Source organism: Anaerotignum sp., assembly GCF_031981185.1.
GTDB lineage: Bacteria > Bacillota > Clostridia > Lachnospirales > Anaerotignaceae > Chakrabartyella.
This window is the reverse complement of sequence record NZ_DALYUL010000018.1, coordinates 31,163-45,313: the sequence shown is the minus strand read 5'-3', so window position 1 is coordinate 45,313 and position 14,151 is coordinate 31,163. Positions and strand designations below refer to the sequence as shown.

Genomic DNA, 14,151 nt, shown 5'->3' with positions numbered 1-14,151 from the left:
GCAAAAAGCATCATGACTGTGTTTTTTTGGCATATACCAACGGAACATTGGTTGACGAAGCTCTTTGCAAGGAAATGCAGAAGGTGGGTAATTTTTATCTCGCACTCAGCTTGGAAGGTTTTGGAGAGGTAAATGATTTACGCAGAGGCGTGGGGGTTTTTGAAAAAGTGATGCTGGCTATGGATTTACTTAAAAAACATGGTTTGATTTTCGGCACATCCATATGCTACACATCTAAGAATGTGGAGACTGTGGTTAGTGAAGATTTTCTGAATTTAATGGTTCAAAAGGGAAATAGATTTGCATTTTATTTCCACTATATGCCTGTGGGAAATGATGCCGCCGTTGACTTGCTGCCAAGCCCAGAGCAGCGGGAATTTATGTATCACCGTGTGCGGGAAATTAGAAATATGCGCCATGGAAAAGGAATTTTTACTATGGATTTCCAAAATGATGGAGAGTATGTCGGCGGTTGTATTGCCGGCGGGAGGAACTATTTTCATATTAATGCCAATGGCGATGCGGAGCCTTGTGTGTTTATCCATTATTCCAACGCAAACATTCGCACCCATACCTTGCTTGAAATTTTGAAACAGCCTTTATTTATGGCCTACAGGGAGAATCAGCCCTTTAATAAAAATCATTTAAAACCTTGCCCAATGCTTGAAAATCCTGGGTTTTTAGAAAAAATGGTTCGGGAAACAGGCGCCAAATCTACGGATTTACAATCACCTGAATCTCCTGAGCATCTTTGCGCAAAATGCCATGAATATGCAAAAAACTGGGCACCTTGTGCGGAGCAGCTTTGGGAAGAAACTACGCATGTTGCGCCTAGTTATGAAAACTATAAAACGGATAAAACGGAACAATCAGAAAAGAATCAGTTTGTTTCTTAACCCCTAGGAGTGCGGCAAAAATTCTACTGCATAATCCCCCGATTATAAACGTTGAAAGCCATTTTTACTGCATCTCATAGGTTTTTGGAGGTACCATTCCTTAAAAGATGGTACCTCCCATTAACGGAATAAAGAGTGTTTTCAAAGAAAAAAGGGCGTCGACAGAATCGACACCCTTTTATTTCTAATAATGAATGACTGTTTCCACTTTGTAGCCTTCCAAAACATCACGACCCTTTAAAAAGCCTAATTCAATGAGGAAGTTCATAGAAACCACTTCGGCCCCAACACCTTCAACCATATCCACAATGGCTTTGGCTGTGCCCCCTGTAGCCAAAAGGTCATCTATGATGACTACCTTTTGTCCGGGCTTTACAGCATCTTTATGCATTTCAATGGTAGCTGTTCCGTATTCCAGAGAATAGTCTTTGCTGACAACCTCTGCGGGAAGTTTGCCTTTTTTTCGGATGGGGATAAATCCCTTTTTTAAATTATATGCAATTGGCATACCGAAAATAAAGCCTCTGGATTCTGGTCCTAAAACCAAGTCGAATTCCAATCCTTCCAGCTTTTTCTGCATCTGATCTACCGCATCTACCAATCCCTCTGCGTCCTTTAACAGAGTGGTGATATCCCGAAACATGACACCTTTTTCAGGGTAATCGGGAATAGATCTGATTTTATCCTTCAATTCCATTTGATGCTCCTCCTCATTTTGAAAGCCTAAAGTCTTTTATCATTAACTGCACGGAATTTCTGCCGTTATATGTATTGATTTCTATAGTATATGCAAAATCAAGTGTATGGCCTATTTTCCCACAACTCAATATTTTATCACAATTTTCGTCAGGATACAATTCTTTTAATAAACACAGCATTTGGGAATAACCATCAAAGGATAAGGCTTGGAGGCGAACGCCGCTGGCCTTTTCAGATAATGTCATGCGTAGGATATCTTTATTCTTACCAATAAGATCCAGTCTGTCCACAGAAATATTTTTTGAGGCGAATAGGGGAGAGGGATTCTCCTTTCCAAAGGGAGCTAAGGCTCTTAATTGCTTTGCCAATTCCATGTCGATTTCAGAAAATCCCAGTTGCTTTTCCAAACGCAAGGCGGGAGTCATTTGTTCTTCTGTTAATTGGCATGCATTGTTCAGTCTTTCTCTAAGCAAAGAGATATTTTCTTTGGGTAGAGACAACCCGGCAGCCATAGCGTGGCCACCAAAGCGGGTGAACAGCTCTTTGCACTGATAGAGGGATTGAAACAAGTGGTATCCCTCAATGCTTCTTCCTGAACCCTTTGCACCATCTTCTGCTGCGGTAATTAATACCACAGGGCGATAGTAGCTTTCCTTTAGCCTTCCTGCCACAATTCCTGCAATGCTTTCATGGGTTTCTTCATCAAACAAAATAAGTACTTTTTCATTATATAGATTTTCTTGAACAATACGTTTCATGGCGCGCTCTGTAGCCTGGGTGGTTAAGGTTTTACGCTCTTCATTTAAGGAAATCAAGGTCTGAGCAATTTCTTTTGCCTTTTTGGTATCCTCTTCACAGAATAATTCTACTGCTTTTTTACCGCTTTGCAGTCGGCCCGTGGCGTTAATGCAAGGGCCAATCATAAAGCCAAGATGATATTCATTGATTGTTTTGCCTGAAATTCCTGTTTCCTCAAGCAAAGATTGCAAACCAATATTTTCTGTTTTAGAGATTTCCAAAAGACCACAGCGAACTAAAATTCTGTTTTCATCCAGTAAATCAACAATATCGCAAACTGTTGCAATGGCAGCAAAGCAAAGGAATTCCTTTTCCAGCTTCTCATCCTTTATGTCAAATGCTTGCAATAAATGCAATGCAAATTTATAGGCAATTCCTCCAGCACAAAGCATAGGGAAGGGATAGTCGCAATCCCTTTGCTTTGGGTCGATGATGGCATCTGCAACGGGAAGGATGTCTTTTTCTAAGCCGTCTTCATTTATAAAACCAGGTTCATGATGGTCTAAAATAACAATTGTCATCCCCAGTTCCTTGGCCCTTTTTACCTCTGCTAAGGCGGCGATACCATTATCACAAGTAAAGAGTACACTGATTCCTTCTTGTGCCAAGGCCTCCACGGCGTCCAAATTTAAACCGTAGCCTTCCTTTTGCCTGTGGGGGACATAATAAACGGCTGTTCCACCACATTTCAAAATGGCACGGTAAAGGATTGTGGTGCTCATAACGCCATCTACATCATAGTCTCCGTAAACAGCGATTTTTTTATTCTCCCGAATGCTCTTTGCGATTAAATTTATTCCCAAACTGAAATCCTTCATGAGAAAAGGGTCCCTTAGTTCATCGATGGTTCCATATATAAATTTTTTAGACTGCTGTCGTTCTGCCAAGCCTCTGTTTGCCAATACACAAGCAACAGCTTCCTTTATCCCCAATTCTTTTGACATGATTGCTGTGTCAATTTTAGATCTTTTTAGTAGCCAACGTTTCATCCCAACATTCCTCCAATTTTGTAAGTATATCATAAAAGAGGAGAAAAGGTGAATAGGGACAGAGGAAAGTCTTTTGAAAGCAAGTCAGGATAACTACAATACATTTATTTTTTTATTGAAATCAAAAGAAAAATAAAATGAATACTGTTTTTTTTAAATAAAAAAGACTATAATGTTAGCATTAAGGAAAAGGGGTATGAATATGAAGCGATGGATAGCAGGCATACTGATTGCTGTAATGTGTCTTGGAACAGGCTGTGGCAATAAAACAGAACAAGAGCCACCAACAGAAGTGGTTAAAACTGCTGAGGAAATGAAACAGGAAGCAATTCAGGAAAAAATGGATGCAATGAGCTTAGAAGAAGAGATTGGTCAGTTATTTATGGTTGATTTTAGAAATAATGAGGATGGAAGCGGTATGACGGTGTTAAGCCAGACAGCCGCAGAAAAAGTAAAGAAATATCATGTGGGTGGCGTAATCTTATTTGCAGAAAACCTTGATACCCTAGAACAGACTCAGAAATTAACGAAGGATTTGCAAAATGTTGCAGAAATTCCTTTATTCATTGGAATTGATGAAGAAGGCGGCAGGGTTTCCCGTTTGAATAAAAGCAATATACCCCATGAAACAATTCCCGCCGCAGGAGAGATGACAGAACCAGCACAGGCGGAGGCGGCTGGAAAATCCATAGGGGGAACCTTGTCAGAAATGGGTGTAAATGTTGATTTTGCCCCAGTAGGGGATGTGAATACAAATCCTGATAATCCTGTCATAGGAACCCGGGCTTATTCAAATGAGCCCAATAAAGCTGGAGATATGGTTTGCGCATTTCTCAAAGGCTTACAAGGGACGGGGGTCAGTGGTGCGGTAAAACACTTTCCTGGACATGGAGATACCGCAGCAGATAGTCATAAAGGAGAGGTATTTGTTTCCCATGATTTGGAAAGACTGAAAGAAGTTGAGTTTGTTCCTTTTGCAAAGGCCATTGCATCGGGTGTTGATTTTGTTATGGTAGGGCATATTAAAACACCAAATGCAACTTCGGATAATCTTCCTGCAACCCTTTCAGCCCAAGCTGTGGGATTTTTGAGGCAGGATTTAGGTTATCATGGCATTGTCATAACTGATGCAATGAATATGCAGGCGATTTCAGATTACTATGGTGTAGGCGAATCGGCGGTAATGGCAGTTTCTGCAGGTATCGATATCGTGTTAATGCCGGCGGATTTGGATGAAGCATATGAGGCCTTGCTGCATGGGGTTCAGGATGGACGTATTCAAGAAGCGCAAGTGAAGGAAAGTTTGAAGAGAATTTTAAGCCTGAAGTATGATAAGGGCTTACTGTGAATTAAGAGAATTTCCTTGAAAATATAGGTTTGAGAAGTTATAATCAATTTTACAGGTTTTTTCGACATTTATGTAATAAAATGACAAGAGTCATAAAAAATAAGGAGGTGATGGACATGGCAACAGCAGAACAATTATTCCAAGAGCTACTGGAGCGGATTAAACAGTATCATCCGTCTAAAGATTTCAGTATGCTTGAAAGGGCGTATGAGCTGGCAGCAGATGCCCACAAGGAACAAAAAAGAAAATCAGGCGAGCCATATGTAATCCATCCCTTAAAAGTAGCATATATCTTAGCGGAACTGGAATTGGACATGGAATCTATCGTGGCAGGGATTCTCCATGATGTGATTGAAGATACCAACTACAGCCATGATGATATCGCCAAGTTATTTAGTGAAGAAGTTGCCTCTTTGGTTGATGGCGTTACAAAACTTGGGAAGCTTTCTTATACAACCAAGGAAGAAATTCAGGCGGAAAATTACCGCAAAATGTTCCTTGCTATGGCCAAGGACATCCGCGTTATTTTAATTAAGCTGGCAGACAGACTTCATAATATGCGTACGCTGAATTATATGACGCCTGAGAAACAGCATGAAAAAGCCCAAGAAACCTTGGATATTTATGCTCCCTTAGCCCATAGACTTGGTATTTCCAAAATCCGCACGGAAATGGAAGATCTTTGTTTTAAATATTTGAATCCGGAAGCATATTTCGATTTGGCGGCAAAGATTGAGAAAAAAAGGGTAGAGAGAGAAGCCTTTGTTCAAAGCATTGTGACTGAGGTTAAGACTAAAATGGATGAAGCCGGAATTTCCGGCAAGATTGAAGGCAGAAGCAAGCATTTCTTCAGTATCTATAAAAAAATGGTGAACCAGAATAAGACTTTGGATCAAATTTATGACTTGTTTGCCGTTCGTGCCATTGTGGATAGCATTAAGGACTGCTATGCGGTTTTGGGTATTGTGCATACCATGTATACCCCAATGTTGGGACGGTTTAAAGACTATATTGCCATGCCAAAGCCTAATATGTATCAGTCCTTGCATAATACTTTGATTGGCCCCAACGGCCAGCCATTTGAAATACAGATTCGTACTTGGGACATGCACAGAACCAGTGAATATGGTATTGCTGCCCATTGGAAATATAAAGAGGGTAAAACAGGAGACACCAGTGAAAAGACTGAGGAAGAAAAGCTTGTATGGCTACGCCAGATTCTGGAGTGGCAAAGGGATATGTCCGATAATAAGGAATATCTGGATACCATTAAGCTGGACTTAAATGTGTTTACCACCCAGGTTTATGCTTTTACGCCCCAAGGCCGAGTGGTGCAACTGCCTAAAGATTCTACCCCTATTGACTTTGCTTATATGATTCATTCTGCCGTGGGAAATAAAATGGTAGGGGCAAGGGTGAACAATCGCATGGTAACCATCGACTATAATATTCAGAATGGTGATATTGTAGAGATTATGACCTCACAAAATTCAAGGGGACCTAGCCGAGATTGGCTTACTTTGGTTAAAAGCTCTCAGGCCAGATCGAAAATTAAGCAGTGGTTTAAGAAGGAAGAAAAGGAAGATAATATTCTTCGCGGGAAAGAAATGCTCCTCAGCGACATGAAGAAAAAGGGTTATGCGTCCAATGACCTTCTGCGTCCCGAGTGGATGGAGCTGATTATGGATAAATACGACTTCAAAAACTGGGATTCCATTATGGCTGCTATTGGTTACGGTGGAATTAAGGAGGGACAGGTTGCAAACCGTCTGATTGATGAGTATTTAAAAGAGAAGCGAAAGAAACAGACTGCAGAGGAAATATTAGAGGATTTTGAAAAAACCGTTGACCAAAAGCCCATACCCAAGAAGAAACAAAGCAAAAGTGGTATTGTGGTTGAAGGAATTGGCGAAGTTGCAGTGCGTTTTTCAAAATGTTGCAGCCCTGTGCCTGGGGATGAAATTATCGGTTTTGTTACAAGAGGCCGTGGGGTTACCATTCATCGAACAGACTGTGTCAATATTATGAATTTAAGTGATGATGAAAGAGGCCGTTTAATCAATGCGGAGTGGGATGCACAGTATACCCACGGGGATGTTTTGAGTGCAGCTTATTGGGCTGAAATTCGAGTGATTGCCAACGACAGAACAGGGCTATTGTTTGAAATTAGCAGGCTATTGGCGGATGAGGATGTTGCGGTGAAGGGCTTTAATATTCGTACCACCAAAGATATGTTGGCAATCTTCAATATTACGTTAGAGATTAGAACAAAGGATCAGTTGGTGCGAATTACAAAACGAATTAAAGGTGTAAAGGATGTTATAGATATAGAACGTGTGACAGGTTAAGACAGGAGGAGCTTATGCGTGGTGTATTGCAAAGAGTGACAAGTGCCAGTGTTACGGTGGATGGTGAGGTAATTGGTGAAATTGGAAAAGGCATTATGGTGCTTTTCGGCATGCTGGGGACTGATGATGAAAAGACCATGGACTATATGCTGGATAAGGTTGCAAACCTTCGGATTTTTGAGGATGAGAACGGAAAAATGAACCTTTCTCTTTTGGATATTGATGGTGAGCTATTAATTGTACCTAATTTTACCCTTTATGGCGATTCGAGAAAGGGCAGAAGACCCGGTTATTCCAGCGGAGCGGCGCCGGATGTGGCGGCAGGTCTGTTTGAGAGATTGTGTGAAAAAGCAAAGGAAATGCCTATCAAAAAAGTTGCAACAGGTCAGTTTCAGGCGGATATGAAAGTTGCCTTGGTAAACGACGGCCCTGTTACACTGCTTTTGGATAGCGAAAAAATATTTTAAAGCAAAGGGAATTATAATGATACACTATATTCTTCAGGGACATGAACTGCAAAATGATGTACAGACAATGATTCAGGTTTTTTATCCAAATCTTCATTATATTCGAGCGGAGCAAGTTGGGTCTTCAGGCTTATCCGTAATCAGCTGTATGGAAAATGGCATTGCTTCGGCAAAGCTTTATCGTGATGGAGAGAAGGTAAATCAGTGGTCGTTCCCCTATGGGGAGGATGCATCAGAAAAAGAAAGGAAACGTCTGGTAAAGCTTGCAATCTATGAGCTGCTAAAGGAAGATACTGGATTGCGTCCCCAATGGGGATTGCTTACGGGGGTTCGTCCTGCGAAGATTGTCAGTGGGCTTTTGGCAGAAGGGAAAAGCGATGAATTTTCCTTGGAATACTTGACAAAGGACTATCTGGTGATGGAGCATAAGGCGAGACTTGCCCTTACCGTTGCCAAGGCGGAACAAAAGCTTTTGGGTAAAAATAAACCCAACGATATCAGTTTGTATATCGGCATTCCTTTTTGCCCCACCAGATGCTTATATTGTTCCTTTACTGCATACCCTTTGGCACAATATAAAGATAGAGTAGATGAATATTTGGATGCTATGTTCCGGGAATTGGAATTCTTGGCTGAATATGCTAAGGACTTTGATTTGAAGAATATTTATATCGGAGGGGGAACCCCTACTTCCCTTTCGGAACTGCAATTAGAGCGCCTTTTGGGAAAGGTGGCTGAGCTTTTTCATACGGAGGACATGGAGTATACTGTTGAAGCAGGGCGCCCTGATACCATCACCAAGGAAAAGCTGCGGATTATGAAGGAACATGGCGTAAACCGTATCTCCATTAATCCCCAAACCATGAATGAGGAAACATTAAAGCGCATCGGTAGAAAGCATTCTGTGGAAGATATTCGCCGTGTTTTTCATGAAGCCAGAGAATTGGGACATGAAAATATTAATATGGATTTGATTTTAGGCTTACCAGGGGAAGAATCACAAGATGTGGAGCAAACAATGGAGGAAATTCTTGCGTTGGCTCCAGATAATATCACAGTGCACACCTTGGCAGTAAAACGTGCTTCTCGTTTAAAAGAAGAATTCGATCAGCACACCCTATCCACGGCGGATGCTTTGGAAAAAATGCTTTCCATTACCGCGGAGTATGCAGAAAAAATGGGCATGGAGCCTTATTACATGTACCGCCAGAAAAATATGGTGGGGAATTTTGAAAACGTTGGTTACTGTCATCCCGGAAAAGAGGGCGTATATAACGTTCAAATTATGGAAGAAAAACAGACGGTTTTAGCGGCGGGGGCAGGCGCAAGCACAAAAACTGTGGATCCTGTTACCGATAAAATTGAGCGTGTTTTTAATGTTAAGAGCGTTGAGGACTATATCGCAAGAATTGATGAAATGATTGCCCGCAAGGAGCAGGGATTACCTAAAGGAGGATGGAAATGATTCAGTTGGTGAAAGGCACAAAGGATATTTTGGGGGCAGAGGTAACTGCTTGGCAGGAAATCGAAAATAAAATGAGACGGCTTTGCCATACCTTTGGCATTGGCGAAATCAGAACACCCATAATTGAATTTACAGAGCTTTTTGTAAGAGGTGTGGGCGAAACCACAGATATTGTGCAAAAGGAGATGTATACCTTTACAGATGACGGAGATCGTTCTTTAACGTTGCGTCCCGAAGGTACTGCAGGTGTTGCCCGCGCATATATTGAGCATGGTATGCACAATCAGGCGCAGCCAACGAAGCTCTACTATATTTCACCTACCTTCCGCTGTGAAAATACCCAAGCGGGGCGTCAGCGTCAGTTTCACCAATTTGGCGTAGAGATGCTAGGTTCCTACAGCCCTGCCCAGGATGCAGAATCCATTTCTGTAGCGGCGGCTTTGTTGGAAGAAATGGGTATTGAAGGGGTTGAGCTGCGGATGAACAGCTTAGGCTGTCCAGATTGCCGTAGCCGCTACAACAAAACCTTACGAGAGTTTATTGGGAAAAATCTGGATAAGCTTTGCCCAACTTGCAAGGAGCGTTTTGAAAAGAATCCTTTGCGGGTTTTGGATTGTAAGGAAGAAGGCTGTAAAGGAATTATTGCAAACGCACCCTCTGTTCTGGAATGTCTGGATGAGGAGTGTACTGAACATTTCCAAAAGGTACAGGATATTTTGACAGAGATGGGCATTGCTTTTACCATTGACCCCAAAATTGTCCGAGGATTAGATTATTACACCAGAACAGTTTTTGAATTTGTGTCTGATGGACTTACCGTTTGCGGTGGTGGCCGTTATGATAACCTGATTGAAGAATGCGGTGGCAAGCCTACGGGTGCTGTTGGATTTGGTTTGGGAATTGAGCGGTTGGTAATGATTTTGGAAAAGCAGAAGGGCGAAATCACTGAGGTACCCAAAAGAGATGTATTTATCGGTTCCATGGGGGACAAAGGCTTTTTAAAGGCTCAGGGGCTAACTTTAGCTTTACGAAAAGCTGGAATCTCTGCGGATTGTGATACGGTGGAGAGAAGTGTTAAGGCACAGATGAAATATGCCAATAAAATTGGTGCTAAATATTCCCTGGTTATTGGGGATAGTGAGTTGGAAAATGGTACGGTGGAATTAAAAGAAATGGAGACTGGTGAAAAAACAACAGTAACCCTTACAGAACTGCCTTGTGTTTTGGCAGAGAAGTGTAAATAATAACAAAACGGCTTTTATAAGCCCTTGTTTTATGGATTTAAAGTCAGTAGCAATACTAAATATAAATATAAAAAGCGTCTCTTATTTTCTTTGAGGCGCTTTTCTATGCGATAATTATATGGGTGGTTATATTTGTTTGAAATGCCTTGTATTTCTGATAGGAAAGTGATAGCATAATATGATAAATGGCAGGACAAGTATCTGATTAGATACACGGAATTGGTAAATCTCAAGGAGGAAGTAAATTGAAGATTGTAATTGTAGGGGATGGCAAGGTGGGTAGTACTATTGCCAACCAGCTTTCTCTAGAAGGACATGATGTGATTGTAATAGATAATAATGCAGCGGTATTGACGAATTCAGGCAATACCATGGATATTTTTTGTATTGAAGGAAATGGTGCCACAGCGTCAGTTTTAAGGGAAGCTGGCATTCAGCAAACTGATGTATTAATTGCTGCTACCTCTGCGGATGAGGTGAACATGCTTTGTTGCCTATTGGGAAAGAGACTTGGGGCAAAAAATACCATTGCACGTGTTCGTAATCCCGAATATTTCCAGCAAATGAGTCTAATTAAGGATGAGCTTGGCTTAAGTATGGCAGTAAATCCAGAATTGGCTGCAGCAACGGAGATTTCCAGACTACTTAGGTTTCCATCAGCAATCAAAATAGAGCCTTTTGCCCGTGGCAAAGTTGAATTGGTAGAGTTAAAAATACCTGAACATAGCCCATTAGATGGCATGCCCCTTTGGGCAATTTATAAGGAGTTTCAGGTTAAGATACTAATATGCGCTGTTCAGCGTGAAGATCAGGTTATTATTCCAGGGGGAGAGTTCGTTTTAAAGGCAGGAGATAAAATTAATATTACTGCTTCCCATTTAGAAATAGCAAACTTTTTTCGTGCCATAGGTGTTTTCCGCACCGGTGTCAAATCTGTTATGATTATTGGCGGCGGGAGAATCGCTTACTATTTGGCGAAAGAATTAAGCTCAATCCATGTGAAGGTAAAAATTATTGAAAGAGATTTGAAACGCTGTGAATATCTTTGCGAGGTTTTACCGGAATCAGTTATCATTCATGGCGACGGAACGGAAAAGGAGCTATTGCACGAAGAGGGACTAGAAAAAACCGATGCATTTGTGACTTTAACTGGGATGGATGAAGAGAATATTATTGTTGCCTTATATGCAAAGGAGAAGAAGGTTTCCAAGGTTATTGCAAAAGTGAACAAAATTTCTTTTTATGAAATTATGGACAGCTTAAACATTGACAGTTTTATTTCCCCGAAGACAATTGCTGCACAAAATATTGTTAGATATGTACGTGCCATGAAGAATTCTATGCGGGACAATAACGTTGTAACCTTGCATACCATGATAAACGATCAGGTTGAGGCGGTTGAGTTTAAGGTAAGAGAGGATTCTGCTATTGTTGGGCTTATTGTGGCTGCAATCATTCGAGGTTCGCAAATTATCATCCCCAACGGAAGTGACATGATTGAGAAAGGTGATAATGTTGTTGTGGTTACAACTAAAAAACACCTCTCTGATTTAAATGAAATTAAAAAATAATACGGAGAATAGATATGAATTATCATATGATGGCCTATATATTGGGCAATATCTTGCGGGTTGAGGGTTTGTTTTTATGTGCACCTGCATTGATTGCCATATTTTATGGTGAAAGGAAAGCACTGATGGCCTTTCTCCTTACCATTGGCATTGCGTTGCTCGTTGGTACAATTTTTGTGAAAGCGGAACCTAAAAACAGAAAAATTTATGGGCGGGAAGGGTTTGTGATTGTTGCCCTTGCATGGATTATAATGTCTATTTTTGGTGCCATGCCTTTTTATTTTAGCGGTGCAATTGATGGCGTTGTAAATTGCTTTTTTGAAACCGTATCAGGGTTTACAACAACCGGGGCATCCATATTAACAGATATTGAAAGCTTGCCCATGAGTATTTTGTTCTGGAGAAGTTTTACCCACTGGATTGGGGGCATGGGAATTCTGGTGTTTATGCTGGCCATTATGCCAGCGGTTGACGAACGTTCTATGCATTTAATGCGTGCGGAAGCACCAGGGCCTGTGGTGAGCAAACTGGTACCCAAGGTGAAGGCTACGGCAAAGCTTTTATACGGTATTTATATTGTGTTGACACTTTTACAGATTGCATTATTATTTGCAGGGGGGATGCCGTTGTTTGATAGCATCGTAAATTCGTTTTCCACTGCGGGAACGGGTGGATTTGCTATAAAAAATGCAAGCATTGCAGCATACAATCGCCCTTATTTTGAGTATATTATTACCATATTTATGCTATTGTTTAGTATAAATTTCAACTTGTACCACCTGCTTTTGATTAAGGATGCTAAAAATGTTTTGAAGAATGAGGAGCTTAGATACTATTTATTTATTATTTTAGGGTCCATAGGCATTATAACTGTAAACATTTTAAGCCTATATCCAACCGTAGAAAGCGCTTTTCGCCATGCGGCATTTCAGGTTTTATCCATTATTAGCACAACGGGGTTTGCAACGGCAAACTTTGATGCGTGGCCGGAGCTTTCCAAATCTCTAATTTTAATTTTAATTATTATTGGAGCATGTGGTGGTTCTACAGGTGGTGGTATTAAAGTTTCCCGCTTAATTATTTTGCTGAAGATGGCAGGACGGGAAATACGTCATATTGTTCATCCAAGGTCAATCAATATCATCAAATTAGACAATCATAGGGTTGATGAGGAAATTGTTCGTGGAGTAACAGGTTTTATTATTGTCTATTTGTTTATAACGCTAAGTTCGTTTTTGTTAATTTCTTTAAACAATTATGACTTTACAACTTCGATCACTTCCGTGTTGACCTGTGTGGGTAATGTAGGTCCAGGTTTGGCTATGGTGGGTCCCATTGAAAATTACAGCTTTTTTTCGGATTTTTCCAAGTTAGTGCTTTGCCTTGATATGTTGCTGGGCAGGCTGGAGATTTTTCCGATTATTATGCTATTTGCGCCATCGCTTTGGCGAAGAAGCTATATGTAATATGTATGATGTAAAAAGAAAAGCAGCCTGCTAGGCTGCTTTTCTTTTTAAGGGGTGTGTGTGTTATCTATATAATCCAATTAAGGGTAGCTAGCCTTTGAAAAAATCAGGTTATTAGCTAAATATATTTGTTTATTAGTGCTAAATCCAAATTAAACAAATATTTGGAAGGGGCCTGCGGCTACTCGGGGAAGTAACCGCGGGCAGAAGTAAAAGGGGGCGTCCTTTTCACTTCTCCTAAAGTTTACAATATAAATGTGTATAATTTATGAATGGAACCTTAAGCTACGCTTAAGGAATTTTAAAAATATCTATAGAAAACCGATATTTTAATGAATAATAGAAGTTTTATTTCTCAAAATGAGTTATTTATAATATTAGAAGTGTTTCTCAAAAAAATATGTTTATATAGTTGTTTATCGTGGTTTATGATATACTGATGAGCAACGAGAACTTTATGAGAAAGGATAGATGACATGAACGATTCTGAAGGAAATAAAAAAAATACATTAAAAACAGAATTTTTATTCCAAATTGGCTTTATTGTTTTTGTACTGCTCGGGGCATTCATGAAACAGATATCTTGGGTTTTTTGGATATTGGCATGCATTTGTGCTTTGTGCTGGGTGATATTTGTGCAAAAGGAAAAGGCCAGGACAGAGAAAGAAAAAAAGGAAGAGAAAGAAGAACCTTGAATTCCTCGAATTTCTTTGACTTTGCAGTCTTTTATATGATATAATCGGTAGGATTTTAACGGAAAAATAAGGGGAATTTGTATAACCTATAAAACTAGTTGAAGAGAAATTTTTGAGAAACTCAGAACTTATGTGTTCTTGGGTACAGAAGGGAAGATTCTTTTG

The 14,151-nt window shown here is 40.4% G+C and carries 10 protein-coding genes and 1 pseudogene; 9 read left to right on the top strand and 2 right to left on the bottom strand.

The annotated features are described in order from the left end of the window. Positions 1-896 (top strand): annotated as a pseudogene (locus RTK36_RS11160) (SPASM domain-containing protein); the annotation flags it as partial. Between the two features lie 184 nt (positions 897-1,080). Here RTK36_RS11160 and RTK36_RS11155 read toward each other — a convergent pair. Both RTK36_RS11155 and recJ read right to left on the bottom strand, forming a co-directional pair. Then, positions 1,081-1,593: an adenine phosphoribosyltransferase gene (locus RTK36_RS11155; protein WP_312047225.1), complete on the bottom strand. Its 513-nt coding sequence runs from the start codon at positions 1,591-1,593 to the stop codon at positions 1,081-1,083. A 13-nt stretch (positions 1,594-1,606) separates the two neighbouring features. Next, positions 1,607-3,382 (bottom strand): single-stranded-DNA-specific exonuclease RecJ, encoded by a 1,776-nt coding sequence (gene recJ, locus RTK36_RS11150; RefSeq protein ID WP_312047222.1) that lies wholly within the window; start codon positions 3,380-3,382, stop codon positions 1,607-1,609. A 202-nt stretch (positions 3,383-3,584) separates the two neighbouring features. Here recJ and RTK36_RS11145 point away from each other — a divergent pair, with 202 nt between their 5' ends. The 8 genes from RTK36_RS11145 to RTK36_RS11110 all read left to right on the top strand — a co-directional run bounded on the left by RTK36_RS11145 (position 3,585) and on the right by RTK36_RS11110 (position 13,986). After that, the gene (locus tag RTK36_RS11145; protein ID WP_312047220.1) at positions 3,585-4,730 is read left to right on the top strand and encodes a glycoside hydrolase family 3 N-terminal domain-containing protein; all 1,146 of its coding nucleotides are present in this window, start codon (positions 3,585-3,587) and stop codon (positions 4,728-4,730) included. Positions 4,731-4,840: 110 nt separating this feature from the next. Further along, positions 4,841-7,078: a RelA/SpoT family protein gene (locus RTK36_RS11140; RefSeq protein ID WP_442871351.1), complete on the top strand. Its 2,238-nt coding sequence runs from the start codon at positions 4,841-4,843 to the stop codon at positions 7,076-7,078. Positions 7,079-7,092: 14 nt separating this feature from the next. Further along, positions 7,093-7,545, top strand: a complete 453-nt coding sequence (gene dtd, locus RTK36_RS11135) for a D-aminoacyl-tRNA deacylase (protein WP_312047216.1) — start codon at positions 7,093-7,095, stop codon at positions 7,543-7,545. A gap of 16 nt (positions 7,546-7,561) precedes the next feature. Then, complete coding sequence (gene hemZ / locus RTK36_RS11130) at positions 7,562-9,010, top strand: coproporphyrinogen dehydrogenase HemZ (protein ID WP_312047214.1); 1,449 nt, start codon at positions 7,562-7,564, stop codon at positions 9,008-9,010. Beyond that, complete coding sequence (gene hisS / locus RTK36_RS11125) at positions 9,007-10,254, top strand: histidine--tRNA ligase (RefSeq protein WP_331655023.1); 1,248 nt, start codon at positions 9,007-9,009, stop codon at positions 10,252-10,254. The genes hemZ and hisS overlap by 4 nt, the downstream gene beginning before the upstream one ends. 245 nt (positions 10,255-10,499) lie before the next feature. Continuing rightward, positions 10,500-11,825, top strand: a complete 1,326-nt coding sequence (trkA, locus tag RTK36_RS11120) for a Trk system potassium transporter TrkA (RefSeq protein WP_312047205.1) — start codon at positions 10,500-10,502, stop codon at positions 11,823-11,825. A gap of 14 nt (positions 11,826-11,839) precedes the next feature. Continuing rightward, positions 11,840-13,291, top strand: coding sequence for a TrkH family potassium uptake protein (locus RTK36_RS11115; protein ID WP_312047202.1), 1,452 nt, complete (start codon positions 11,840-11,842; stop codon positions 13,289-13,291). A gap of 476 nt (positions 13,292-13,767) precedes the next feature. After that, the gene (locus RTK36_RS11110) at positions 13,768-13,986 is read left to right on the top strand and encodes a hypothetical protein (RefSeq protein ID WP_312047199.1); all 219 of its coding nucleotides are present in this window, start codon (positions 13,768-13,770) and stop codon (positions 13,984-13,986) included. The last annotated feature ends 165 nt before the right edge of the window (positions 13,987-14,151 follow it).

Bases quoted from the DNA above. Each gene is read 5' to 3' on its own strand.
- dtd (WP_312047216.1), top strand. From the start codon at position 7,093: ATGCGTGGTGTATTGCAAAGAGTGACAAGTGCCAGTGTTACGGTGGAT.
- RTK36_RS11140 (WP_442871351.1), top strand. From the start codon at position 4,841: ATGGACATGGCAACAGCAGAACAATTATTCCAAGAGCTACTGGAGCGG.
- RTK36_RS11115 (WP_312047202.1), top strand. From the start codon at position 11,840: ATGAATTATCATATGATGGCCTATATATTGGGCAATATCTTGCGGGTT.
- RTK36_RS11110 (WP_312047199.1), top strand. From the start codon at position 13,768: ATGAACGATTCTGAAGGAAATAAAAAAAATACATTAAAAACAGAATTT.
- hemZ (WP_312047214.1), top strand. From the start codon at position 7,562: ATGATACACTATATTCTTCAGGGACATGAACTGCAAAATGATGTACAG.
- hisS (WP_331655023.1), top strand. From the start codon at position 9,007: ATGATTCAGTTGGTGAAAGGCACAAAGGATATTTTGGGGGCAGAGGTA.
- RTK36_RS11155 (WP_312047225.1), bottom strand. From the start codon at position 1,593: ATGGAATTGAAGGATAAAATCAGATCTATTCCCGATTACCCTGAAAAA.
- RTK36_RS11145 (WP_312047220.1), top strand. From the start codon at position 3,585: ATGAAGCGATGGATAGCAGGCATACTGATTGCTGTAATGTGTCTTGGA.
- recJ (WP_312047222.1), bottom strand. From the start codon at position 3,382: ATGAAACGTTGGCTACTAAAAAGATCTAAAATTGACACAGCAATCATG.